The sequence below is a fragment of the Bacillus mesophilum genome, from assembly GCF_008923265.1.
Lineage (GTDB): Bacteria > Bacillota > Bacilli > Bacillales > Cytobacillaceae > Cytobacillus > Cytobacillus mesophilum.
Genome location: NZ_WBOT01000007.1, coordinates 124564 through 149021, shown reverse-complemented (window position 1 = coordinate 149021; position 24458 = coordinate 124564). Strand labels below are relative to the sequence as shown.

The window sequence follows — 24458 nt, the reverse complement described above, 5'->3', positions numbered from 1 at the left end:
TAGTTAACATACTCTAGACCGGTTGCTATATTTTTGGGGTGAATGAAGGATGAAGGGTAAACAGAATACAAAGGATATCATCTTGCAAACTGCTACTCGTTTATTTCAGCGTCAAGGTTATAACGGAACAGGGCTTAATCAGATTATAGAGGAAAGTGGTGCGCCAAAAGGCTCGATTTATTATCATTTTCCAAATGGCAAAGAAGAAATTGCCATTGAAGCCATTTCTATGATGAGAAAGCTTGTATTGGAGGGAGCTGAGAAGGACTTATCTGGAAAAAGTTCAGCAGCAGAGGCATTTGAATATTATCTCGATAATGTCGCAGCAATTTTTGATGCAAGAGAGTGTATAGATGGGTTATCAATTGGATTAATTGCATCGGAAACAGCGTTTACACATGAGAGGCTTCGTTATTCATGTGAAATGGTTTTCAAAGATTTTCAGACTCTATATGCCGGGATCCTAATGCAGTATGGATTTAAAAGAGAAAGTGCAGAAGAGATAGGAATCACCATAGCTGCAATGATAGAAGGGGCATGCATTTTGTCGATCACGTATCAAAATGGGAGTCCTATCCGGAGGATCGCAAAGCAGCTGTCGTTGCTGTTAACAATGAATCAAGAATGACATATAGGGGGAAACAGAATGGATATGGGTAATACACAGCAAGTGAAAACGGGAGAGATCAATATTGGTGATTTGCGTGTTGTGCCGATCATCATCTCATTTGTTGTAGCAGGTTTTATTGGCTTGTTTAGTGAAACAGCGTTAAATATGGCTTTAACAAATTTAATTAATGATTTTGGTATTCATGAAACGACTGCACAGTGGCTAACAACTGGCTACTTATTGACTTTAGGTGTACTTGTACCAGTTTCAGGGCTAATTATGCAGTGGTTTACAACAAGACAGCTATTTATCACGTCACTAATTGCTTCTATTATTGGGACGTTTATCGCAGCAATCGCACCGACTTTTGCTATTTTAATGATTGCCCGTGTCGTTCAGGCAATCGGGACAGCTTTATTGCTGCCGCTGATGTTTAATACGATGCTTTTAATTATACCGCCGCATAGACGTGGCCGTATTATGGGTGTTATTGGTCTGGTTATTATGTTTGCTCCAGCAGTAGGGCCAACGATTTCAGGTATTATTATTAATAACTTAACTTGGCATTGGATTTTCTGGTTCTCACTTCCTTTATTGATTGGTGCTCTTATTTTTGGCTTATTCTTTATGCAGAATGTTGCAGTGCCTACAAAACCGAGAATTGATATTCTTTCTATTTTACTATCAACACTTGGGTTTGGAGGAATCGTGTTTGGATTCAGCAGTGCTGGTGAAGGCGGCGGCTGGGGAAGTCCAACGGTTATCATTGCCATTATCGTTGGGGTCATTTCTTTAGTTCTATTTTCAATCAGACAAACGAAGATGGAAAAGCCAATGCTTGATCTGCGAGCGTTTAAATATCCAATGTTTACAATTGGATTGCTGTTAATTCTTGTTTGTATGATGGTTATGTTATCAACAATGATCCTTTTACCGCTATACTTACAGACATCTCTTGCTTTAACGACGTTTGCAGCAGGATTGCTTCTTCTTCCAGGAGGAATCATTAATGGAATCTTGTCTCCAGTCATGGGTGGTTTATTTGATAAGTTCGGTCCAAAATGGCTGGTGAAAATTGGGATTGTAATTCTGGCAGGAGCTATGTTTGGATTCTCAACGATTACAATGGAAACCAGCTCAGGCTTTATTATTGGTCTTCACATCGTTACGATGGTGGGAATCTCTATGATTATGATGCCAGCTCAAACAAACGGCTTAAATCAGCTGCCGCGTGAGCTTTATCCTGATGGAACAGCCATTATGAATACATTGCAGCAAGTTGCTGGTGCGATAGGAACGGCCGTTGCCATTTCTATTATGTCTTCTGGTCAAGAGTCGTTTATGACATCTGTAGAAGATCCAGCTAACCCTGTCAATCAGCTTCTTGCCTTTACTGCAGGAGTTCAGGACGCGTTCATCTTTGCCATTATTATGGCGATCATCGGTTTCATCATTTCACTATTTGTTAAACGTGTTAAAGTTGAACATCAAATGTAATAAAATTTCAACAGCCTTGCTATTAAACTAGCAGGGCTGTTTTTTTATAGATTGTTCTTGTAAAAATTTCCTGAAACGGCAAACTGGCATGATAAAATGAATAGGAGCAATAACATAAGGCAGTTATAAGTATGTAATTTTCTATTTTGGTGGTAAGGCACACACAGGTGTATGTATTCCATAGTAAAATTTTATAGACAGGAATGAGGAAATGATTTGATACAGAAGATTGATATTACAGATCCTGAACATGCTAAGGCAGTTTTAGATGTTCAAATTCTTTCCTATAACATTGAGGCAGATATTATAGGCTATCAGGATATTCCTCCTTTAAAAGATACGGTCGAAGCACTGCAGCAGTGTGGAGAAATATTCTTTGGTTATTATTGCGGGGAAAAGTTATGTGGCGTCATATCATTTAAACTGGAAAAAAACATACTTGATATACATCGGCTGATCGTTCATCCTCAATATTTTAGAAAAGGAATTGCTGGGGATCTATTAAGTTTCATAGAAATTTATATGGAAAACATAGATGCTATTTGTGTGTCAACTGCCTCTAAAAATGTTCCAGCCGTACAATTTTATATAAAAAGCGGATTTTCCAGACTGGAGGAGATAAGGGTGAATGAACAGCTATCTCTTACTTCTTTTAAAAAAAAACTGCAATGATCGAAAGTGAGTGAAATAATGAACTGCACATGCAAAACGGGAAGTACTAAGGAAATTAAAGTTGAAGGCGATATGGGAGCAGATCCGATTTGGTGCAGCAGATGCGGCTGTAATTTTGATCTTGAGGAATTGCCTATTTCGGATGCTCTAAAAGAAGAGTTGTCTTCATGGGGTTTGACATACGGGGAGTGGATTAATTGGGAAACTGAACAATTTCTTCCAAATGGTGTGGAAATGGAGGAAGTATTTAACAAAAGTGGAATCTTATTAACAATGCAGGTGATTGAAGAACTTGGAGATAGATATATCGTTCAATATGTAGCATCTAATTATCGCATCATATCAGAAAGAGACACTGCAAATGAAATGGTTCAGCTCCTGGATGATTACTTGCCAAGACACAAGCACGACTTTGAAAGAGTGACTAAATTAAATAATCTGGATAGAGGTGAGTTGCTCCCCTTGCTGCCTTCTCTCATGGAATGGATGCAAGATATCAATTGGCCGATTGCGCGTGAGGTTGCGCAGCTGCTGTTAACATACCCAGAGGATATTATCCACCTTATTAAAATTGTTTTAACAACCAATGATGAGCCATGGAAATACTGGTGTTTAGAGTATTTGGTTAAAACCATGCCAGAAGAACTGAGAGCAGAATTTAAGGAGGATTTAATAAGGATAGCGGAAAAGCCAACAGTTGGTGAAAAAGATGAAGATCTGGATGAGTTGGCAAAGGAAATAGTAAATACCTTAGAATGAGGTCGTTACTCTTTGTGTTAAATATGCTTTAGTAAATTCTAGTTATAGGAGAGGTTCAAATGGCGATAAGAAATTCAGCAAAAGCGATAATCGTGCAAGATAATGCTTTACTTGCAATCAAAAAACGAGATGAGGCAGGAGGATATTATATACTTCCTGGCGGCGGTCAGGAGTTAGGTGAAAATCTTCATCAAGCATTAAAAAGAGAATGTGTAGAAGAAATCAATGCGAAAGTCGAAATTGGAGATTTGCTATTTATCAGAGAATATATTGGGAAAAATCATGAACATGCCCATTTTGATCGAGAGATTCAGCAGACAGAATATATGTTTTTATGCAGGATTTCAGAGGACAGTAAAGAAATAGGAAATGGAATTGTCCCTGACGATGGGCAGATTGGTGTAGAATGGCTGCAGCTATCAGAGTTATTGGAATACCGACTATATCCGCAGACGATGCGTAAGTTCATCATGGATCATTTTGCAGGAAAGGAACACCCTGTTTACTTGGGAGATATTAATTAATTCGTTTAAGAGAGGTAGCAGATGGAAATGACGTCTCAGCTATATTTAGTCAGACATGCTCATTCTGACTATACACCTGATGAGCTAAGAAGGCCGCTGTCTGTGCGTGGTTATGCTGATGCGGTTCGGGTAACAGAAGTTTTAAAAGGGGAAAGAATTGATTATGTTTACTCAAGTCCGTATAGACGGGCTTTGCAAACAGTAGAAGGAATTGCAGAATACATAGGCAAAGAAATACTTATAGAAGATAACTTTAAGGAAAGAACCTTAGCTGCCAGCCCTTTAGAAGACTTTCAGGCAGCTATTACGAAAGTTTGGCGTGATGAGGATTTTTCCTGGGAAGGAGGAGAATCTAATCGGATTGCTCAGCAAAGAGGCGTAAATGTTACAAAGCAGGTACTTAGACGGCATCCAGGCAAGAAAGTGGTTATTGGCACACATGGAAATCTGATGGCGCTGATCATGAATTATTATAATAAGGATTACGGTTTTGATTTTTGGAAGAGCCTCGACATGCCTGACATATATTTGCTTACTTTTTTTGGTGAAAATCTTATAAACATAAGTAGAAAACAATGACTGTGAGGAGTGAAGAGATGTTTGTGAAGATGTATGAATATTATATTCAAGACGATAAACTGGAAGAGTTTCTAGTGATCCAAGAAAAGGCCAGCAAAATTTATGGCAGATATCTATCATTCCAAACACAGTACTTACAGAGTAAAGATGATCCCACAAAGTGGATAGAAATAACGAGATATAATGATGAGAAAGAATACATACAAAGTCTTGAGTTAATTAATCAGCATCCAGAGATTCAGGCTTTATTTAAAGCCTTCCAATCTGTTCTTCTTACATCTAAAAGGGAGATACGAGAAGGAAATTATACAATAAGAAAAGAGATTAGCCATACTAAAGGAAAAGGACTGATGACATGAGCAAGCATCTTGGACAGAATGAGGAAATTCTTTTTACTTTGCCTAAAGACTGTGGGAACTCACCCAAAATGAAAATGATCCAAGAAATCGTAGTGGCAGCTGCTCGTAAGGATTCATCCTTTATTTTAGAGCATTGTGATGAAGATCTTTGCTGGCAAATTGTAAATAAAGTAAACCTTCAAGGCAAAGAAAAGGTCGGAGCGTATTTACAAAACAATATGATGATATCACAGCTGGATTTATCAGCAGTCATTACTCATGGTAAACACGCGGCAGCACATGGTCAACTTACATTAACAAATGGAGATGCCTATTCTTTTTGTCATGTTATTGATTTTGTCAGTGCGGGGAGAAATGTGCTTAAGAATGTTACGTCCTATGTAATTAAGCTGGATGAATAGTTTTTGAGGATTGAGGTTGTATGATTGACGGTCAATTTTAAATAAGATATTATAGATACCGTAAGTCTATAATTAGAAGGTGAGTTCGTTGAAATTTTCAAAAGCAACTAATTACGCATTACACTCAATGGTTTTTTTAGCTGTTATACCATCTGGCAAAACAATTGGGGTAAAGTCGCTGGCTGAAGTCCAGAAAGTATCGCCTACGTATTTATCAAAGGTGCTGACAAACCTGGTCAAGGCTGGTTTTGTAGAGTCTGTAACAGGTGTAAATGGAGGATATAAGCTAATTAAGGATCCGAAAGAAATTACTTTTTTAGATGTGATTCAAGCAATCGAAGGCAAAGCATCCTTTTTTCAATGCGGCTTAGAAAATAACATCCATGATCGCCGAAATTGCATGATTGAAAACGTCATGAATGAAGCAGAGCAAAAAATGGAAGAGCATTTAACGCTGAATACCGTTGCAGGGGTAGCTGAGAAAGTAAATAACGATATGATCACGCGTATTCACACGGCGGCAAACTAATTTTTTTTCTTCTAATTATAGACTATAAATATCTTTAATATCTTTTAAAGGGTAGTCAAAAATATCATTTGATATCTGCATAAAAAAATAACGAATGAGGTGGCGTAAGTATGTTGGAGTGTATCATTATTGGCGGTGGTCCGGCGGGATTAAATGCAGCATTGGTTTTAGGAAGAGCAAGAAGACAAACTGTACTGTTTGACAATAACGATGCCAGAAACAAGGTGACACACGAGTCGCATGGCTTTATAACAAGGGATGGTGTAACACCTAAGGAATTCAGAGAATCAGCTCATAATGATATTCGTAAATATCCTTCAGTAAAAATTAAGAGGGAAACAATAATTGAAGTATACAAGGAAGAGAATGGATTTATTAGTGTAAAGACTGCAGATGGACAGATCATCACAAGTAAAAAACTTATTTTTGCTACAGGATTAAAAGAGAGACTCCCCCATGTTGAAGGTGTTAGGGCGTTCTATGGGAAAAGTTTATTCAGCTGTCCATATTGCGATGGCTGGGAACAAAGGGATCAGCCCCTTGTGCTAATTTCAGAAAATGCTCATGCTGTCCATATGGCAAAAATGATCTATCAGTGGAGCAAAGATTTAATTATTTGTACGAATGGGAACAAAACAATCTCAGAAGAAGATAAATTATTATTTGAGCGTAAAGGAATTATCGTGAGGGAAGAAAAAATAGCCCGTTTACACGGTACAGACGGCAAGCTTGAAAAGATCATCTTTGAAGGCGGCCATGAAATTTCAAGGACTGGCGGGTTTGTGACAACTGAACTTTATCAAGGGAATCAGTTTGGAGCTTCGTTGGGCTGTGCGTTAAATGAAAATGAAGGAATCATTGTGGACGCTTTAGGAAAAACAAACATAAATGGTGTATTTGCTGCAGGGGACACATCTTTTTCAGGACCTTCACAGCTGATTATTGCTGCGAGTGAAGGCGTCCGGGCAGCGGCTGGCGTGAATAGTGAACTGACGATGGAGGAGTTTTAATTAGTTTGGGGCATAGAAAGAATAGAAGGATCGGCACAGGATGAGGAACAGCATCTTGTGTTTTTTTTTGTACGTGGAGTCTTGTTGTTATTACTTAAATATACAAAAATCCACTTTCATGTACTCGCTTTCCGGCTGGGCGGGTGCTGAGCACAAGCAGAGTATCGCACTCTATCGTTTCGATCAACAGGCATAATACAGGTTTTTTCCGAAAACGGAAGAATTACATATGCATAAAAAATAGACGGAAGAATTCCGCTTAAATCGTAAAACCACTTAAAATGAGCTTAAATAGACGGAGAAACTCCGTCTAACTGACCGAAAACCATGGAAATGGACGTTTTTATTCAACTTAACCGGAAAATCTCCGCTTATTTCCGGAAATAAGGGTAAAATCTCCGCTTATTTCACTGTTTTATTCATAAAAAGCAAAGGTCATATAAGTACACATTTATCATTTAGCGCAGAAAAGAACGAGCCATTTTTTTAAAAAGAAGGGTTGATTAATTGTGTATATTGTATATAATGTATATATAAACAATATACACAATAAAAGAGGTCATTATGCAAATTATCATTTCAAATAGCTCAAAGCAGCCCATATATGAGCAAATTTACGAACAACTGAAAACAAGTATCACATCCAATGAATTGAAAGCAGGACAGTCGCTGCCTTCTATGCGGCAGTTAGCGAAGGACTTAAATGTAAGTCTTATTACAACAAAGCGCGCATATGAGGAGCTGGAGAAGACCGGGTTCATTTATTCAATAGTTGGAAAAGGTTCTTTTGTGTCAGAGCAGAATAGTGAGATGGTGAAAGAAGCCACGATGAAGGGGATTGAGGAGCAGCTGCTCACTGCCATTCGAAATAGCAAAGACATTGGCATCAGCCTTACAGAATTAAAGGAACTACTGACGATTCTTTACAGGGAGGAAGAATAATGGAAAACATTATAGAGCTTAAAAATGTTCATAAATCATTTAAAGGGTTTGATATTAAGGATTTTTCAATGGCTGTAAAAAAGGGGTTTGTCACAGGATTTATTGGAGGAAATGGAGTTGGCAAATCAACAACCATTAAAATGATAATGAATTTGCTGCAGCCAGACAGCGGGACGGTTTCTGTTTTTGGCTTGAATTATAAAGAGCATGAAAAAGAGATTAAGCAGCGAATTGGATTTGTTTATGACGAAAACATTTTATATGATCATTTGTCACTGAAACAAATGAAAGATATTGTAAAGCATGCATATGAAAATTGGGATGATCATCTATTCAACCATTATGTAAAACTATTTGATTTGCCGCTGAAGAAAAAAATTAAAACCTTTTCAAAAGGAATGATGATGAAAGCCTCCCTCACGATGGCTTTATCACATCATGCTGAACTAATCATTATGGATGAGCCAACATCCGGATTAGATCCTATTTTTAGACGAGAACTCCTGGAGATCCTTCATCAGCTGATGCAAGACGGTGATAAAACGATCTTCTTTTCTACACATATTACAACAGATTTAGATATGATAGCTGATTATATTACCTTTATTCATGATGGCGAGCATATTTTCACAAAAGATCTGATTGAAATTGAAGAAGAGTATGCACTTGTTAAAGGAGGATTGGAGCTATTAGATAGAGAAATAGAGCAGGAATTTTTGGCAGTTCGCAAATCGAATTACGGTTTCGAAGCTTTAACAGCCAAGAAGGGGAGAGCAGAAGAGGTCTTTGGGGATATGGTGATCATAGAGAAGGCTACATTAGAAGACATTATGTATTACACAAAGAAAGGAGAGAAGCAGCATGTTTAGTTTAGTGCGCAAGGATCTTATCTTGCAGAAAAGTTCAATCCTGCTGTTGCCGGTTTTGTGTGCCTACTTAGCATTTAATACATCAATTCTATGGATTGGAATTGTTTTTAGTATCGTTATATCATTAAACTCTTTTTCAACAGATGAGAAGTCGCCAATTCATATCCTATTTAACTCACTTCCATATACAAGAAAGGAGATCGTGACTTCAAAATATATTAGTGCGTTCATTTTTACAGCAATGGTTGCGATCGCTATCTTTATAGGAAATTACTTTATCAATGGTATGATGGTTGATTGGAAAGTGTTTGTACTTATGTTTGGTATTGTTCTAACGGTCATTTCATTTATTTTTCCTCTCTCTTATAAATTTACAAGCAACCAGCTATTGATGGTATCACTTGTGATATCGGGCGTCTTTTTAGTGGCAGTTAATATTTTCGTTAAAAATTGGCTTGATCAGATTCGAGCGTTTATTGGATGGCTCCTTGCTTTGGAGGAAAATCAGATCTATTTCACGATGGCGGGTGCTGTTTTGGTTTTATATGCAGGCTCTTGGCTTATATCGATGTATATATATAAGAAGAAAGTATTTTAAGAGCGTGGTGAGGTTCACGCTCTTTTTTGATAGTAGTACATTTGACTGGTCCGCTAAATAAGAAAAGCCATCATAAATTGGTAATAAAAAAAGTCAGGATAACTTCCTCCTGACTTCCCTGTGCTCAGTGGTGAGCCCCGCCTGTATGCCCCTCTTTTTTTACGCCGTTGTTGAGTGCTTCCAGATCGCTCTCTGATAATTCTCCAACAATAAATTGCTTAGTTGGTACAATCATGGATCCTGCGCTGCTGGCGTGGACTTGGATGTAGTAAAGTCCGTCTTGGTCGAATGGTTTACTGAGAGCGAATGTGCCATCTCCTAAGTTTTCAGCTTCTTCCATACCATAATCTATGGACCCATCCTGCTTCCAAATCTGAAAGTGAATAAAATCTGGATTATCCACTGATTCGCCTCCTTGAGTGAGATGAACAGTTATTGCTTCTTGATCAGCATTTGAAAATTGCTCAGGGAGTATAATTTCTGCTTCAAGAGGGGTTTCCTTCTTATATAAATCAGCTGCATTTTCATCCAGTGAACATGCGCTTAAAAAAAGAGTTGAAAAGAAAAGAACACATAATCGCTTCATAATAAAAATCTCCCTCTTAATTTTATGCATTTAAAAACTTTTTAACTGCAGGGATTCTCTGAATAACAAAGAAATCAAGCAGCCAAACGACAATGATTGAAAGACCGACAAGCGGAAAGATAAGACCTAAAACGATCAGCGTAATGAAAAATGGAGTCTTTTTAAACGCTTTTGGTGCTTTTGGAGCACCCATTTCTTTTTTAGGCTTGCGTTTTAGCCATAAATAAATACCGCTCACGACAATTAAGATAATGCCTAAGCAAATGAACAAGCTGATAAGTTGGTTGATTAAACCAAACTCAGTTCCTTTATGCAGTGTGATACCCGTGGCGATTACTTTTCCAATAAATCCATAGTGATCAAAGCGGTAATCAGTTAACACTGCTCCAGAATATTGGTCAATATGCATGGTGATTTCATCCTTTGCCTTTGGTGGAAAAGCAGTTAAAGTGAAAACTCCTTCTTTTGTATTTGGAATACTTATCGAATAGCTTGGATGAAGACCCTGTCGGTTGGCGGTGGATACAACTTCGTCTATTGAAATTGGAACAAAATCTTGTACATCTGAATTCGGAACCTTAAGAGTTTCTGCTGCCCAAGGAACTTCAGTGATACTTTTTGTTTGTACAATTGAATCGGGTGCACTTATACTCCCAAACCACGCGGCAGGAGGATAGCCAGCACCTGTGTTTGTAACAGCAGTTTGGAAATTAGTTCCCCAGAATCCAGACCAAGGCAGTCCAGTAAAAATTAAAAACAGCATCCCTGCCGAAATCCAAACAGCTGGCACAACATGAAGATCTCTCCGAAATATTTTCTTTCCTTTGTTAAAGCGCATTAGAAATGTTCCAAATATGTTTGGCTTCTTTCGGGGAGCCCATAAGAAAAAGCCAGTAACTATTAAGACAATTGCCCAGCATGTGGCAAGCTCAACAATTCGGTCTCCAATTGTGCCAGCCGTTAACTCACCGTGAAATTCAGAAATTTTATCCATAATCCGATCCTCATTGTTAAGAGAACCAATTAATTCACCAGAATAAGGGTTAATAAAAATGGTATGTGTTTCATTTTCTATGGAAATGGTTGCTTCGCTAGAGCGAGCCTCATCCTCACCGGGACGATACTTCGTAATGATGGCATCCGGGTAAGCTTGAGCTACAGCTTCTAGCTGCTCACTTGCAGAAATCTTGTCCCCCTGCGGCTCGACATCATAGTATTCTTGATACATAGTTTGTTCAATCTGAGGTGCAAATAGATAAATGGATCCTGTAATAGCAAGTATAATTAGAAAAGGTGCCACTAAAATGCCAGCATAAAAATGCCAGCGCCAAACAGATCTATATAATGAGGCATCTGCTAATATATTATTCTTATGAGTAGGTTCTGTCTTCTTAATGTCGCTCATTGTGTTATTCTCCTTATAAAATAGTAAGTGCTGAAAAAAGCGTAAAACAAAAATGTGATAAAAAGATGAAGTTATTAATTATGGCAATGTGAAATATTATACATGAATAAAAATAGAATAGAAAAGAGATTAAAATTTTCCTTGATAAATCGTAACGGTTACGATACTATTAGAATCGTAATTATTTCGTTTTGGAGGTTTTTGTGTTGAATACATTTTACATAAAGAAAAAATGGATGAGTTTAATGATCTTAATTATATGTGCAGTTATGCTTACGGCATGTGTAGGCACCTCATCTGAGGAAGGAGAAGAAGACGGAGAGAAGAATATTCACTTCTTATATAACTTCTCGACCAATTCACTGGATCCGCATGTAGATTCTAGTTATGTTCCTATCAGAGCAGGGATTGCTGAAACGCTAATCCGCTTAGATGAAGAAAACTTAAACATCGAACCTTGGCTGGCTGAAAGCTGGGAAGGTGAAGATGGTGAAAATTGGACAATCCAGCTTCATGAGGGCATCAAATTCCAGAACGGAAATACAATGGATGCAGAAGCGGTTAAAAAGTCCTTAGATCGATCATTAGAAGAAAATGTAGCTATTCAGAATGCATTAAAAATTAAAAGTATCGAAGCAGATGGTCTTACACTGCAGATTACAACGGAGCCTTTTCCGGAGTTTATTTCAGAATTAGTTAACCCAAATGTTTCTATTATTGATGTGACGGAAGAAGATATTGTTAACCATCCGGTTGGCACAGGACCGTTTAAACTTACATCATTTTCACCGGGCAGCAAGCTGGAGCTTGAGCGTTTTGATGATTACTGGGATGGCGCATCAAAATTAGATACTGTAACATTCTCTTTCAATGAAGATGCAAATGCACGCTCGTTAGCTCTGGAATCAGGTCAGGTTGATATTGTTTACCGTCCAGAAGTTGAAAGCTTAGAAAACCTGCAATCTGATGGATCGATTGAAGTAGAGTCAACAGCAACATTCCGTGTTCACCAAATGACGATGAATGTCCAAAGAGAAAGTTTAAAGGATGTTAATGTCCGCCGTGCTGTCGATGCATTAATTGACAGACAGGGAATTGTTGATGAAATTCTTCTTGGACATGCTGAGGCTGCTGCTGGACCGTTTTTGCCTTCACTTCCGTTTGCACCGGATTATGAGGAAAAGCTGCAAGGTGCTGACGTAGCCGTTGAATATTTAAAAGAAGCCGGATATACAATACAGGATGGTGTAATGCAAAAGGATGGAGAGCCACTTAAGCTAACTCTGCTCACATATCCTGCGAGAGCAGATTTGCCGCTGATTGCACAGGTGTTCCAATCAGATGCAAAACAAATTGGCATTGAAGTGGAAATTAGACAAATTGAAATTCCGGAAGAATATATGGCTTCCAACCGTGATTGGGATTTAGCTACTTACAGTAATTTGACAGCACCACGCGGAGATGCTGGATATTACTTGAATGCTACTTACCACCCTACAGGAGCATTAAACTTTAGTGGAGCTGATGAGCCAAAATTGACAGCTATTATTGATGAACTGAATCAAGCGGTAGATCAAGATGAGCGTTCTGCACTTGCTGAGCAAGCTGCTGACTATGTGAATGAACAAATGATTAACTCGTTTGTGCTGCATCCTTCTACCATTGTTGCTTATAATAAGGACAAAGTGGTAAATTGGGTAACAACCAAAAGTGAGTACTATATGATTAACAATAAGTTGGATGTGAAATAATGTTTAAAATCATCACCAGGAAATTCCTTGAAGTATTAATATTCGTTTTATTTATTACGTTTGTTAGCTTTCTGTTCATTAGGCTAGCCCCTGGTGATCCAGTCTTAACTATTTTAAATGTAGATGAACTTTCAGTAAGCCAGGAGCAGGTAGAAGCTCTTAGAACTGAAATGGGATTCGATCAGCCAGTTCTCGTCCAGTACGGGCTCTGGCTTTTGAATTTTATCCAATTAGATTTTGGCGAATCCTTTGTAACAGGACAAAAAGTGATGGACATGATTGCTGCTGCTTTACCTGCAACTTTAGAGTTATCTTTAGGTGCGATTGTTGTCATGCTGATGGTCGCTATTCCTTTGGGCTCCCTTTCGGCTTTATACCGTGATCATTGGATCGATCATGTCAGCAGAATTTTATCAATTATTGGAGCGGCGATCCCTAGCTTTTGGCTTGGGCTTATTTTCATTCAGCTCTTTGGAGTAAAGTTAAATTGGTTCCCAACGATGGGAAGAGACGGAATAATGTCTTTATTTCTGCCATCTATCACATTAGGTTTGGCGATTTCGAGTGTATATGTGCGTCTCCTTCGTTCCAGCTTGCTTGATTCGTTTAGCCAGGAATTTATTCGAGCAGCACGTGCACGCGGATTGTCGGAAGTCCGGATCTTTTTCATGCATGCATTCAGACATAGTATTCCGCCTGTCATTACTGTTTTTGGTGTGAGCTTAGGGAGTTTAATCGGCGGTGTTGTTGTTATTGAAGTCATCTTTTCCTATCCTGGTTTAGGAAGTCTTGTTGTTGAAGCGATTCGGCAGAGAGATTATCCATTAATTCAGGGATATATATTGGTGATGGCTATGATTGTATTTGTCGTAAATACATGTGTTGATCTCTCGCTTCGCTATTTAAACCCTGAGATCAGAATGAAAGAAATGGAGAACAAATAATGAAGTTGTTGTATGCTTTTGCGCAAAAAGAACAAAAAGGAAAATGGCAGCTTAATCTGCTCAAGCTTCTGCTTGTCATTATTGTGCTTGTTTGTCTTTATACCTTCTTATATTTACAGCACGATGCAACATTAACCAATCTTGGCGAAAGGCTGCAGGACTCGAGCTGGGAGCATCCGCTGGGTACCGATCATCTTGGCAGAGATGTTTTGACAAGGCTTCTTTTAGGCGGACAGCAGACAATTGGTTATAGTTTATTTGCGCTTCTGGCTGCCCTGCTTGTTGGAATTCCCATCGGCCTTATATCAGGGTATAAGGGCGGTGTCGTTGATCGTATTTTTATGAGAATTGCGGATGGGTTTCTGGCATTTCCAGATACGATTGTAGCAATTGTGCTTAGCGGTTTGCTTGGTCCTGGGATTGGTAACTTAATGCTTGCCATTGTATTAGTCAAATGGGTGAATTATGCGCGGCTTGTCCGCAGTACTGTCATGATTGAGTCTAAGAAGGACTATATATTAGCAGCTCGCACAAATGGATTATCTTCATTTAGCATTATCAAAAAGCATATGATTCCTCATATTGTTGGGAATGTCCTTGTTATGGCAAGTTTAGATTTAGGGAAAATCATTTTATTAATTTCTTCCCTCTCCTATATTGGTCTCGGTGCACAGCCGCCAGTTCCAGAGTGGGGCACAATGCTGAACGACTCAAAATCACATTTCCAATCACATCCTGAATTAATGATATATCCAGGTTTAGCGATCGTACTTGTCGTATTAATTACAAATATGCTTGGAGATTATTGGAGAGATCGCTTTGATGTAAAAAAGGAGATGCAAGGATGATTCTATCAATTGAACAATTAAATGTCAGCACGAAGGAAAAACAGCTTGTTCATAATGTCTCTTTGTCCGTTCGGAAAGGGGAATGGTTTGCCTTAGTGGGGCAAAGCGGGAGCGGAAAAAGCGTGTTGTCACAGGCTATAGGACAGATGCTGCCCGCAAACTTAAAGGCGAATGGAACTATTCAGTTCATGGATCAAAACATGCTGACTTTAGACAGGAAGCAAATGAAAGATATTCGCGGCAAGCGAATTTCATATATTTTTCAGGATTATCATGGCTCATTTACTCCTTTTCGAACGATTGCTCAGCATTTTCAGGAGTATCAAAAAGCACACGGCATTTCTAACAAAGAAACACGAAAAAAGAACGCCATTGAAGCGCTGGAATCAGTCGGATTGGATGCATCTTTTTATAAAAGGTATGCATTTCAGCTTAGCGGAGGGCAGCTTCAGCGCGTTTCAATCGCCTTAGCGCTTATGCTATCACCAGAACTTGTGATTGCAGATGAAATCACGACTGCTTTGGATAGTGTTTCAAGTCATAAAATTCTGCAGTTATTAGCTCAAAAGCAGAAGGATACGGGCTGTGCCATTCTTTTTATTACGCACGATTGGCGGCATGTTAGGCGCTATGCTGATCGTCTGGCTGTCATGAAGGATGGCCAGATTATTGAAACGGGCGGGAAACACCGTATACTCGATCATCCTAGACACGAATATACTCGTCAATTGATTAAAGCAGCTCCTATTTTAAGCAGCGGGCTGCGTTCAGGTTTAGAAGAGGAGAAAAAACATGAACCTACTTTCAGTTAAAGATCTAGTTAAATCCTATAATGGAATAAACGCGGTGGATCATATATCATTTGACCTGAAAAAGGGAGAATGTCTTGGCCTTGTCGGCGAAAGCGGCTGTGGAAAAAGTACACTTTCACGCTGCCTGCTTCGGCTGGAGAGTGTAGACGCTGGTTCTATCACTTTTAAAGACAAGGAAATTCAAAATTTAAGCCAAAGTCAGCTTCGGCCAATTCGTAAAGATATACAGATTATTTTCCAAAATCCTACAGCAGCCTTAAATCCCCGCTTGAAAATAAAGGATTCCATACTAGACCCATATCTTCAATACCAAAAGGAGTTATCATTAACTCATTTTTCTTTTACGTCAAAGGATCAGTACGTCAATCAGCTTTTGGAAGCTGTTGGATTGCCAAAAGGAATGGGAGACAGATATCCGCATGAAATCAGCGGCGGACAGCGGCAGCGTGTGACCATTGCAAGGGCCATCAGTATTGAGCCTGAAATGTTGATTCTTGATGAGCCCACTGCTAGTCTTGATGTGATTACGCAAGCGGAAGTATTAGCTTTACTGGCGGAGCTTCGTCAGCAATTACAGCTATCTTATTTATTCATTTCACATGACTTAACAGCTGTTAATCAATTAAGCCAGCAGATAATGGTGATGAAAAAAGGAAAAATAGTCGATCAATTTCCTGTTTCTCAACTATTTTCAGAGGATCGTCATTCGTATACAAAGGAATTAATTGAAATATTTTAAGGGCATATGTCCATCGGAGGATTAAAAAGAATGGAAATGCGGAAATCAGCCGTTTCAAAGGGTTTACAGACGACTGTCACTCATCAGGAATACATAAAACTGGCCATTCCGCTGATTATTGCAGGGATATCAACACCGCTTATCGGAGCTGTTGATACTGCTGTAGTAGGGAGGATGCCTGATCCGGTGGGAATAGGAGCTGTATCCATCGGTGCAGTTATTTTTAATACAATTTATTGGCTGCTGGGCTTTTTAAGAGTGAGTACGACAGGCTTAACAGCACAGGCAATCGGTGCAAATGATAAGGAGGAATCTGCCTTATCATTTTTGCGTCCTATGGCCATAGCAATTGGGATTGGTCTTATTTTTATTATTCTGCAGGGTCCAATTCTATACGTTTCTCAAAAATTATTAGGCATCCAATCTGAAATAGAGTCATTGACCTCTGCTTATTTCTCCATAAGAATTTGGGGAGCGCCTTTTGCACTATTAAATTATGTATTAATTGGGTGGCTGATGGGATTAGGGAAGGTCAAATTATCATTAGCTACACAAGTATATATGAACATATGCAATATTTTGTTGGATCTCTTATTTGTACTCGGTTTTGGAATGGGTGTCGCGGGAGTGGCGATTGCTACGTTAGTCGCTGAAGTCAGCACTGTTTTCATAGGATTATATTTTGTACTAAAGATGAAACAAATCGACATTAGTTCCATTCGCTGGAAGCTGATCTTAAAAAAGGAAGCATTTATGAAAATGCTTATATTAAATAGAGATTTATTCTTAAGGTCTATTTGTCTGCTGACCATGACAGGTGTTTTTACAGCGATGAGTGCCAGAATGGATGAAGTGGCACTGGCAGCAAACAGTATTCTACTGCAGATTCATTATATAATAGCTTATCTGATTGGAGGATTTGGGAATGCCTCTAGTATCCTGATTGGCAAGTCCATTGGCAGTCAGCAAAAAACCTTGTTCAAACGAACACTTTCGCTTTCCTTTATATGGGGAGCTATTTCTGCAGGAGTGTTAGCGCTCGTCGTTTTATTTTTTGGCGAACCGCTTTTATCCTTTTTCACAAACATTCAAGAAGTAAGAATTCAGGCTGCCTCGCTCTTAATATGGATGGTGGTTTACCCAATTGTGGGCTTCTGGAATCTTCAGCTTGAAGGTGTGTTTTCAGGAGCGGCTGAAGCAAAATATGTGCGAAATAGTATTTTTATGGCGCTCATCATGTTTCTGGTGTATACCTTTGCTGTCCAATCAGTTATGACACCGCATCAGCTGTGGCTTTCATTTATTATTTTTACGTTAGGCAGGTCTCTATTTCTAGCTATGTCGGTAGGGAAGTTAGAAAGACTAAAATTCAAATAGGGGATTTTTTATGAAAATTCCATAATCTATTAAATTCCACTAGTAGATGGTACTTTCTTCTGTTAAACTGATGATAAAAACGGTAAAAGAGTGTTTTGAATGCAAGAAAAAATAGTAAAGGATTTAGCAGATTTAATGCTAAAAGGAGACGAACACGGCACATGGGTTGAAGTATTAAATTTGATTGATGAAGGATACGATCGTCTATATATTTATGAAATGCTATTAACGAAAGTAATGAGATACATAGGCGAGCTTTGGGAGGAAAACGAAATTTCTGTTGCAGAGGAGCATATAGCATCCAATGTATGCAGTTTTGTGCTTTCTAAGGTAGGAGAAAGTGCTGCGATTGAAAAAAAGAAGTCTCCAGGCAAGGTAATGATGTTTTGCATAGAAGGGGAAGAACATAGTCTAGGTCTAAAAATGGTCCACAATGTCTTTAAAGAACATAGCTGGGATATACGCTTTTTTGGATCAAATCTTCCTGTACATGATGCAGTTGTATTTGCAAATAAGTGGAGACCAGATGTCCTATGTATCTCAATATCTATCGTGTATAATCTTCCGAATCTGATCCGATTGGTGGAGCAAATTGACCAATTAGACTATCAGCCGAAGATTATAGTTGGAGGGAGAGTATCAACCATGTATCCATTAAATGATTATCTTAAAAGGAAAACAGTGGTGCTGAAGGATTTGGTTGAGGTTAATGATTGGCTTGTGAATAATAAGATTAGCAGCAGAGATTATGTCGGTAGCTAAGAACTATATTGAATCCGTCCCTTTCCCATATTTTATAATGGATGAGCAATTAAAGATCCTGGGTGTATCTGACGAAGTATTTCAGCATTTCCCGCAAGCGTCCAATTTTATGGATTTGGTTGACTATGGAAGTATAAAAAAGGTCGAAAAATTTATGAAATCTAACGTCGGCCAAACGAAGATTGAAATTAATATGCTGACAAAGCACCAGCCTATTACCCTTTTTGATGTTTATATTCAATGGGATTCAGAAAAGAAGTTAAATGTCTTTTGTATTGAAAAACAAGAATTTGTTCATCAGGTTCAATCATTTGTAACAAAGCTGGAAAAACAGCTGAATAACGAAAACCTTACAATTGCTGAGAAACAAGATGAACTGGAACACTCTTTAAAAAGAGTGCAGCAGCTTCTTATGCAGCATGACAATCTATCGAATATTGGTAAGTTAGTCAGTCACATTGCAGATGAATTGAAAAAGCCCTTAACAAGTATCAGGGGTTTTTTGCAACTGCTTAAGCCGCATTTAAGCTCGATTGGCAAAGAGCATTATGCAAATATAGCATTAGACGAAATCAATCAGGCAAACAATCTTATCTACCAGTATTTGAATACGACGAAACCATCTACTCCTAATAAAACCCAATCCAACCTGCAGAAAATGATTACTGAAGTGGTCCAGCTGACAAACGCAGAATCGAAAAAGATCCATTGTGAAGTAAAGTATGTAAAAGAACATATTCTGCCTGCTGTTAATGTTGATGTGAAGCAGATGAAGCAAGTCTTCTTAAACATCTTGAGAAACGGGATGGAAGCGATCCAAAATAGCAAAAACAGAAACAATGGACAAATTTTCATAAGAACGGATTTAACAGATGATGCCATTAAAATCTCTTTTGAGGACAATGGCATCGGAATGACACAAGTAACCATTGCAAACCTTTTCACCCCATTTTTCACGATGAAAGAGAAGGGTACTGGAATTGGATTGGCTGTTTCTCTGCACATTATCAATATGCATGGAGGTACAATTGAGGTAAAAAGTGAAGCGGGAATCGGTTCACAATTTACCATTATCCTGCCTATAGATATGTAAGGATCGTAAATGAAGCTTCGGAATTGCTTTTGATAGAGGTGATAAGGATGAATGACGATATAGTTATTGCAAACATTATAGAAGATGTCATGAGGGATACATATCTTGCCTACCCTGAACTAATGGAGCGATTTGGAGAAAGGGGAAAAGAAAAGTGCAAGGAAGATAACGGGCATCACTTTAAAAATCTCGAAACTGCATTTTCAGTCAATGAACCAAAGATTTTCCTCGATTATTCTCATTGGCTTAACAATGTATTAACGAGCAGGGGAATGAAAACAGAGCATATAATTGATAATTTTGAGAGAATTTACTCTAAAATTGAAGGCCAACTATCAGCAGAGCGAGAGGAATTTTATCGGAAAGCCCTTGTCCTCGCACTTTCATCTTTGAAGGAAATATAAAAATTTACTTTGTACTGTTACAGAACAAAATGTAAAATATAAGGGTAAAACTGTGTCAAAGGGGTAAGGTTTGTTTTGAAAATGTCAAATGAGGAATTAATCGAAGCCTATCAAGATGCTATAAGACTAGAACTTGATGAAGATTTTATTGCAATGCTAGCAGAAGAGATGATTAGAAGAAACTTAAAAACTGTGAAAAAAAATTCAGTTGAAATGAAATCATAGCATCGAAAAGCAGTGCTCCTACGCACTGCTTCTTTTTTTGTGTATAGATATACCATAAATCAAATGAGATATTGATACTGATGGAGAACAGATTGAACAAAAAAGAGTTTACATCTCAGAATGCGACTTCTTAAGCTTGATGGAGACGTCATAAAAATGTGAAAAGTGTGGAAATTTATTTGATTTATGCTAAAATATGTATAACATCTTTATAATACGAATTACACTAGGGGATCCCTTGATAAGGGCTGAGAATAAAGTAGTTACTTTTAAACCCTCATAACCTGAACAGGTTCGTACCTGCGTAGGAAAGTGGCGCTATTAATTATACATTTGCGCTTATTAAAGCGTGCGCAAATTTTAACCACTTTCCTATATTTAGGGGAGTGGTTTTTTGTTTGGCCGAAAAAGAAAGGGGCTGAGAATGTGAAGCTGATGGCTGTTACGAATGGGTATCAAAAGATCAATGAACTGATAAAATCAATTATTCAAATTTATCCTTATGTTGATTCCATCCAAATTAGAGAGAAACAGCGAAGTGCGGGGGAACTGCATCAATTAGGTAAGCGCTTAATTGATGAGGGAGTGCCAAAGGAAAAGCTGCTAATGAATGATCGTATGGATGTTGCTCTCCTTTTACAGCTGCAGCAGCTGCACTTGCCGGGAAATGGACTGCCGCTTGAGCAGGTGAAAGAAACCTACCCCCATTTAAATGCAGGCATATCAGTTCATAGCCTGGAAGAAGCGTTAAGAGCGGAAAAACAAGGTGCAGCATATATGCTGTATGGCCATTGTTTTCCGACAAACAGCAAAAAGGGAAAGGAGCCAATTCCATTAAGCTCCATCCGAGATATAAAAAGATCTGTTTCAATCCCACTGTACGTCATAGGCGGTATTGATGAGGATCGTATTGAACAAGTTGCCTCATATGGAGCGGATGGAGCAGCTGTTATGTCAGCAATCTTTGCATCCAGTAACCCAGCTGACGCAGCTAGAAGATTAAAGGAGAGGTGTGCATATGTTAAAAACCAATCACACTGAAGTGGCTGTCATAGGAGGCGGAATTATTGGCAGTGCAATCGCTTATTATTTGGCAAAGGATAAACGCAAAGTTGCTCTATTCGAAGAGCGGAAAATTGGGAGTCGGTCAACTAGTGCCGCAGCCGGTATGCTTGGTGCTCATTCGGAATATAAGGAATTTCAGCATGTATACTCCTTTGCACGCAGCAGCCAGCTTTTATACAAGGAGCTATATCATGAATTAAAAGAACAAACGGGAATGGATTTTGAAATGAAAAAAGGCGGACTGCTTCAGCTTGCCTTCACATCCGAGGAGAGAGAAGAAAGGAATTCTCTTATGCAGCTGCCAGCCGTAGAATGGCTGACAAGAGAGGAAGCAAAAAGAAAAGTACCCCATTTAACGGATCAAATCATTGGAGCGTCATTTTTAAAGGAGGACGTCCACGTAACACCTGCCATTGCTTCTAATAGTTTCAGTAAAGGGGCATTACTTCTTGGGGCAGAGATTTATGAATTTACGAAGGTTTTTTCTGTGGTTAATGAATACAGCCACTACAAGGTTAATATCACACAGGGATCGTTTACGGCAGATCAGGTGGTGATTGCCAGCGGTGTGTGGAGCAATTATTTCTTTCAGCAAACAGGGTTAATGAATGCGATTATTCCAGTAAAAGGTGAGTGTATTGCAGTCTTAAATGATCAGCTGCCGCTTGTCCACTCCATCTTCCATGATCAGCATTATATTGTTCCAAGAAACAATAATGAACTCATTGTGGGTGCTACGAAAAGATGGGATGACTGGAATGAAGAACCTACCCTTGAGGGGATAGAGATGGTGATTAAAAAGGCAAAAGAAATGCTGCCTTCCATTCAAGGAATGAGATGGCTGAGAAGCTGGGCTGGCTTAAGACCGCAAACTTTTGATGGTTTTCCTTTTATCGGAGAACATCCGGAACAGAAAGGTCTCTACTTTGCAGCTGGTCATCAAAGAAACGGAATATTGTTAGCTCCTGGAACAGGGAAAATGATCGCCAATTTAATAAGCGGCAATCCAGTTAATTCAGAATGGGTCGAAGCATTTAAAATTGATCGCCTTCCATCGGCCGTTTCAATTGGGAGGGGGTGAATAGGTGAAAATCGAGCTAAACGGGAAGGTACATGAATTGCCAGAGCACGTAAAAACGACTGCTCAGCTTCTAGCCTTTTTAGAACTGCAAAATCGTATTGTTATTGTAGAAATCAATCAAGACATTGTACTGAAGGATAGATATGAAAGCCATCAATTAAATACTGGTGATAAAGTAGAGCTTATTCATTTTGTAGGAGGGGGTTAATGCATGTTAAAAATTGCAGATCGTACGTATCAGTCCAGATTGCTGCTGGGAACAGGAAAATATCCATCTTTTGAGGTCCAAAAGAAAGCGGTAGACGTCTCTGAAAGTGAAATTCTTACATTTGCAGTGCGAAGAATGAATATTTTTGAGGAAACACAGCCCAATTTTCTAGAGCAGCTTGATTTAAAGAGATATACATTATTGCCTAATACGGCTGGTGCAAAAACAGCTGAAGAGGCGGTTAGAATTGCTAAATTGGCAAAAGCCTCAGGATTATGCGACATGATAAAAGTAGAAGTGATCGGCTGTGATCGATCGCTCCTGCCAGACCCTGTTGAAACGCTGAAAGCTTCTGAGTTATTACTGGAGGAAGGCTTCATCGTTCTTCCTTATACATCAGATGATGTCGTTCTGGCAAAACGGCTTGAACAGCTTGGTGTTCATGGCATTATGCCCGGTGCATCTCCTATTGGATCAGGGAGAGGAATTATCAATCCATTAAATCTCCAGTTTATCATTGAGCAAAGTGATGTACCTGTTATCGTTGATGCTGGAATTGGTTCACCGAAGGATGCTGCTTATGCCATGGAGCTCGGAGCAGATGCTGTCTTATTAAACACAGCTGTTTCAGGGGCGGAGGATCCTGTGAAAATGGCATTGGCAATGAAAATGGCAATAGAAGCAGGAAGATTAGGGTATGAAGCAGGCAGAATTCACGAAAAAAACTATGGAGTTGCAAGCAGTCCGATGACAGGAATGATCACATCTTGAAAAGCCGTTACTTGAAACAGGAATTATTCATCGGCAAAACAGGACAGAAGAAAATAGAAGAGAGCACAATAGTCGTGTTTGGAATGGGTGCTTTAGGTTCTGCGATCTCGGAAATGCTTGTTCGTGCTGGTGTTGGGAAGTTGATTATAGCAGATCGCGATTATGTAGAATGGAGCAATCTGCAAAGACAGCAGCTGTACACTGAGGATGATGCAAAGCAGAAACTGCCTAAAGCAGTAGCTGCAAAACAGCGGCTTCAATCCATAAACAGTCAAACAATCATAAAAGAGCATGTAATGGATATTTATTTTCAAAATGTGGAGGAATTGGCGGAAGGAGCATCCATTTTATTGGATGCAACAGATAATTTTGAAACGAGATTAGTGATCAATGATGCTGCCATGAAACAAAACATTCCATTTGTCTTTGGCGCTTGTGTCGGCAGCTATGGAATGACATATCCAATCTTGCCTGGAAAGGGACCATGTTTTCATTGTCTTGTTGACTATATTCCATCACAGAATGTTACGTGTGATACAGAAGGAGTAATTAGTCCGATTGTCCAGTGGGTTGCCTCTATGCAAGTTGCACAAGCCATGCAAATCCTAACCGGTGAAGATGTAACATCGACTTTGCGGTCTTTTGATATTTGGAAAATGGAACATGCAGAGATGAATGTCGAAAAACTGAAGAACCTTGATTGTCCATGCTGTGGAATAGAGAAACTTCATCCTTTTTTAACAATGGAAAAACAAACGAAAGCTGATATTTTATGCGGGAGGGATGCTGTTCATATCCGTCCTCCGGTACCGAGAACACTTGATCTCAAATATTTGTCAAAGCAATGGAAACAGCAGACCACAAATATGCTGGCTAATGCACATTTGCTTTCATTTCAGTATGAGCCTTATCGCGTGATATTATTCAAGGATGGGCGAGCCATCATTCACGGAACCGCTGATATCACCATGGCCAAAAACGTATATACAAGATTGACCGGTTAACCTTTGATCTTCCGTAACCTCATGGGATAAAATT

General features: G+C 38.9%; 30 protein-coding genes and 1 riboswitch. Of the genes, 28 read left to right on the top strand and 2 right to left on the bottom strand.

Translation table 11 applies throughout. The features are described from left to right. Nucleotides 1-49: 49 nt before the first annotated feature. From F7732_RS18775 to F7732_RS18710, 13 genes are all read left to right on the top strand, one after another. A complete protein-coding gene (locus F7732_RS18775) occupies nucleotides 50-628 on the top strand; it encodes a TetR/AcrR family transcriptional regulator (protein ID WP_151575615.1) in 579 nt (192 codons plus the stop codon). A 24-nt stretch (nucleotides 629-652) separates the two neighbouring features. Continuing rightward, the gene (locus F7732_RS18770) at nucleotides 653-2107 is read left to right on the top strand and encodes a DHA2 family efflux MFS transporter permease subunit (RefSeq protein ID WP_151575655.1); all 1455 of its coding nucleotides are present in this window, start codon (nucleotides 653-655) and stop codon (nucleotides 2105-2107) included. Between the two features lie 216 nt (nucleotides 2108-2323). After that, nucleotides 2324-2779: a GNAT family N-acetyltransferase gene (locus F7732_RS18765; RefSeq protein ID WP_151575614.1), complete on the top strand. Its 456-nt coding sequence runs from the start codon at nucleotides 2324-2326 to the stop codon at nucleotides 2777-2779. Between the two features lie 18 nt (nucleotides 2780-2797). Next, a complete protein-coding gene (locus F7732_RS23145; protein WP_240056685.1) occupies nucleotides 2798-3538 on the top strand; it encodes a DUF5071 domain-containing protein in 741 nt (246 codons plus the stop codon). A 59-nt stretch (nucleotides 3539-3597) separates the two neighbouring features. Then, on the top strand, nucleotides 3598-4062 hold the full coding sequence (locus F7732_RS18750) for an NUDIX domain-containing protein (protein WP_151575613.1): 465 nt from the start codon (nucleotides 3598-3600) through the stop codon (nucleotides 4060-4062). 21 nt (nucleotides 4063-4083) lie between these two features. Further along, entirely contained in the window at nucleotides 4084-4641 is a 558-nt protein-coding gene (locus F7732_RS18745; RefSeq protein WP_338024135.1) for a histidine phosphatase family protein, read from the top strand. A gap of 17 nt (nucleotides 4642-4658) precedes the next feature. Further along, nucleotides 4659-5000 carry a hypothetical protein gene (locus tag F7732_RS18740; protein WP_151575612.1) on the top strand — a complete coding sequence of 114 codons (342 nt, stop codon included), beginning with the start codon at nucleotides 4659-4661 and terminating at the stop codon, nucleotides 4998-5000. After that, on the top strand, nucleotides 4997-5401 hold the full coding sequence (locus F7732_RS18735; RefSeq protein ID WP_151575611.1) for a nuclear transport factor 2-like protein: 405 nt from the start codon (nucleotides 4997-4999) through the stop codon (nucleotides 5399-5401). Before F7732_RS18740 ends, F7732_RS18735 begins: the two co-directional genes overlap by 4 nt. 88 nt (nucleotides 5402-5489) lie before the next feature. Next, nucleotides 5490-5930: an Rrf2 family transcriptional regulator gene (locus tag F7732_RS18730; RefSeq protein ID WP_151575610.1), complete on the top strand. Its 441-nt coding sequence runs from the start codon at nucleotides 5490-5492 to the stop codon at nucleotides 5928-5930. Nucleotides 5931-6040: 110 nt separating this feature from the next. Next, nucleotides 6041-6940 carry an NAD(P)/FAD-dependent oxidoreductase gene (locus F7732_RS18725; protein WP_151575609.1) on the top strand — a complete coding sequence of 300 codons (900 nt, stop codon included), beginning with the start codon at nucleotides 6041-6043 and terminating at the stop codon, nucleotides 6938-6940. A 564-nt stretch (nucleotides 6941-7504) separates the two neighbouring features. Then, nucleotides 7505-7882, top strand: a complete 378-nt coding sequence (locus F7732_RS18720) for a GntR family transcriptional regulator (protein ID WP_151575608.1) — start codon at nucleotides 7505-7507, stop codon at nucleotides 7880-7882. Further along, nucleotides 7882-8751, top strand: coding sequence for an ABC transporter ATP-binding protein (locus F7732_RS18715; protein ID WP_151575607.1), 870 nt, complete (start codon nucleotides 7882-7884; stop codon nucleotides 8749-8751). The genes F7732_RS18720 and F7732_RS18715 overlap by 1 nt, the downstream gene beginning before the upstream one ends. Further along, a complete protein-coding gene (locus F7732_RS18710; RefSeq protein WP_151575606.1) occupies nucleotides 8744-9349 on the top strand; it encodes an ABC-2 transporter permease in 606 nt (201 codons plus the stop codon). Before F7732_RS18715 ends, F7732_RS18710 begins: the two co-directional genes overlap by 8 nt. A 124-nt stretch (nucleotides 9350-9473) precedes the next feature. On the opposite strand, the gene F7732_RS18705 is transcribed toward F7732_RS18710, so the two are convergent. Both F7732_RS18705 and F7732_RS18700 read right to left on the bottom strand, forming a co-directional pair. Then, entirely contained in the window at nucleotides 9474-9935 is a 462-nt protein-coding gene (locus tag F7732_RS18705; RefSeq protein ID WP_151575605.1) for a FixH family protein, read from the bottom strand. A gap of 22 nt (nucleotides 9936-9957) precedes the next feature. Beyond that, nucleotides 9958-11340, bottom strand: coding sequence for a PepSY-associated TM helix domain-containing protein (locus F7732_RS18700; protein ID WP_151575604.1), 1383 nt, complete (start codon nucleotides 11338-11340; stop codon nucleotides 9958-9960). Nucleotides 11341-11609: 269 nt separating this feature from the next. Between F7732_RS18700 and nikA the strand changes: the two genes are divergently transcribed. The 15 genes from nikA to F7732_RS18625 all read left to right on the top strand — a co-directional run bounded on the left by nikA (nucleotide 11610) and on the right by F7732_RS18625 (nucleotide 24424). After that, nucleotides 11610-13091, top strand: a complete 1482-nt coding sequence (gene nikA / locus F7732_RS18695; RefSeq protein ID WP_420837703.1) for a nickel ABC transporter substrate-binding protein — start codon at nucleotides 11610-11612, stop codon at nucleotides 13089-13091. Beyond that, on the top strand, nucleotides 13091-14035 hold the full coding sequence (gene nikB / locus F7732_RS18690; protein WP_151575603.1) for a nickel ABC transporter permease: 945 nt from the start codon (nucleotides 13091-13093) through the stop codon (nucleotides 14033-14035). Before nikA ends, nikB begins: the two co-directional genes overlap by 1 nt. Then, nucleotides 14035-14883 (top strand): nickel transporter permease, encoded by an 849-nt coding sequence (gene nikC / locus F7732_RS18685; RefSeq protein ID WP_151575602.1) that lies wholly within the window; start codon nucleotides 14035-14037, stop codon nucleotides 14881-14883. The genes nikB and nikC overlap by 1 nt, the downstream gene beginning before the upstream one ends. Beyond that, nucleotides 14880-15695, top strand: a complete 816-nt coding sequence (locus tag F7732_RS18680) for an ABC transporter ATP-binding protein (protein WP_151575601.1) — start codon at nucleotides 14880-14882, stop codon at nucleotides 15693-15695. The genes nikC and F7732_RS18680 overlap by 4 nt, the downstream gene beginning before the upstream one ends. After that, entirely contained in the window at nucleotides 15676-16434 is a 759-nt protein-coding gene (locus tag F7732_RS18675) for an ABC transporter ATP-binding protein (RefSeq protein WP_151575600.1), read from the top strand. The genes F7732_RS18680 and F7732_RS18675 overlap by 20 nt, the downstream gene beginning before the upstream one ends. 30 nt (nucleotides 16435-16464) lie before the next feature. Next, a complete protein-coding gene (locus F7732_RS18670; RefSeq protein WP_151575599.1) occupies nucleotides 16465-17811 on the top strand; it encodes an MATE family efflux transporter in 1347 nt (448 codons plus the stop codon). A 99-nt stretch (nucleotides 17812-17910) separates the two neighbouring features. Further along, on the top strand, nucleotides 17911-18573 hold the full coding sequence (locus tag F7732_RS18665; RefSeq protein ID WP_151575598.1) for a cobalamin B12-binding domain-containing protein: 663 nt from the start codon (nucleotides 17911-17913) through the stop codon (nucleotides 18571-18573). Then, complete coding sequence (locus tag F7732_RS18660; RefSeq protein ID WP_151575597.1) at nucleotides 18560-19666, top strand: ATP-binding protein; 1107 nt, start codon at nucleotides 18560-18562, stop codon at nucleotides 19664-19666. The genes F7732_RS18665 and F7732_RS18660 overlap by 14 nt, the downstream gene beginning before the upstream one ends. A gap of 47 nt (nucleotides 19667-19713) precedes the next feature. Continuing rightward, entirely contained in the window at nucleotides 19714-20070 is a 357-nt protein-coding gene (locus tag F7732_RS18655; RefSeq protein ID WP_240056684.1) for a hypothetical protein, read from the top strand. An 81-nt stretch (nucleotides 20071-20151) separates the two neighbouring features. Continuing rightward, nucleotides 20152-20295 carry a sporulation histidine kinase inhibitor Sda gene (sda, locus tag F7732_RS18650; RefSeq protein ID WP_240056692.1) on the top strand — a complete coding sequence of 48 codons (144 nt, stop codon included), beginning with the start codon at nucleotides 20152-20154 and terminating at the stop codon, nucleotides 20293-20295. A gap of 218 nt (nucleotides 20296-20513) precedes the next feature. Continuing rightward, nucleotides 20514-20623, top strand: a riboswitch (TPP riboswitch). A gap of 107 nt (nucleotides 20624-20730) precedes the next feature. After that, nucleotides 20731-21336 carry a thiamine phosphate synthase gene (locus tag F7732_RS18645; protein WP_240056691.1) on the top strand — a complete coding sequence of 202 codons (606 nt, stop codon included), beginning with the start codon at nucleotides 20731-20733 and terminating at the stop codon, nucleotides 21334-21336. Then, on the top strand, nucleotides 21314-22441 hold the full coding sequence (gene thiO, locus F7732_RS18640) for a glycine oxidase ThiO (RefSeq protein ID WP_151575594.1): 1128 nt from the start codon (nucleotides 21314-21316) through the stop codon (nucleotides 22439-22441). The genes F7732_RS18645 and thiO overlap by 23 nt, the downstream gene beginning before the upstream one ends. Before the next feature lie 4 nt (nucleotides 22442-22445). Next, nucleotides 22446-22649: a sulfur carrier protein ThiS gene (gene thiS / locus F7732_RS18635; protein WP_151575593.1), complete on the top strand. Its 204-nt coding sequence runs from the start codon at nucleotides 22446-22448 to the stop codon at nucleotides 22647-22649. A 3-nt stretch (nucleotides 22650-22652) separates the two neighbouring features. Further along, a complete protein-coding gene (locus F7732_RS18630; RefSeq protein ID WP_151575592.1) occupies nucleotides 22653-23420 on the top strand; it encodes a thiazole synthase in 768 nt (255 codons plus the stop codon). After that, the gene (locus F7732_RS18625) at nucleotides 23417-24424 is read left to right on the top strand and encodes a ThiF family adenylyltransferase (RefSeq protein WP_151575591.1); all 1008 of its coding nucleotides are present in this window, start codon (nucleotides 23417-23419) and stop codon (nucleotides 24422-24424) included. The genes F7732_RS18630 and F7732_RS18625 overlap by 4 nt, the downstream gene beginning before the upstream one ends. The last annotated feature ends 34 nt before the right edge of the window (nucleotides 24425-24458 follow it).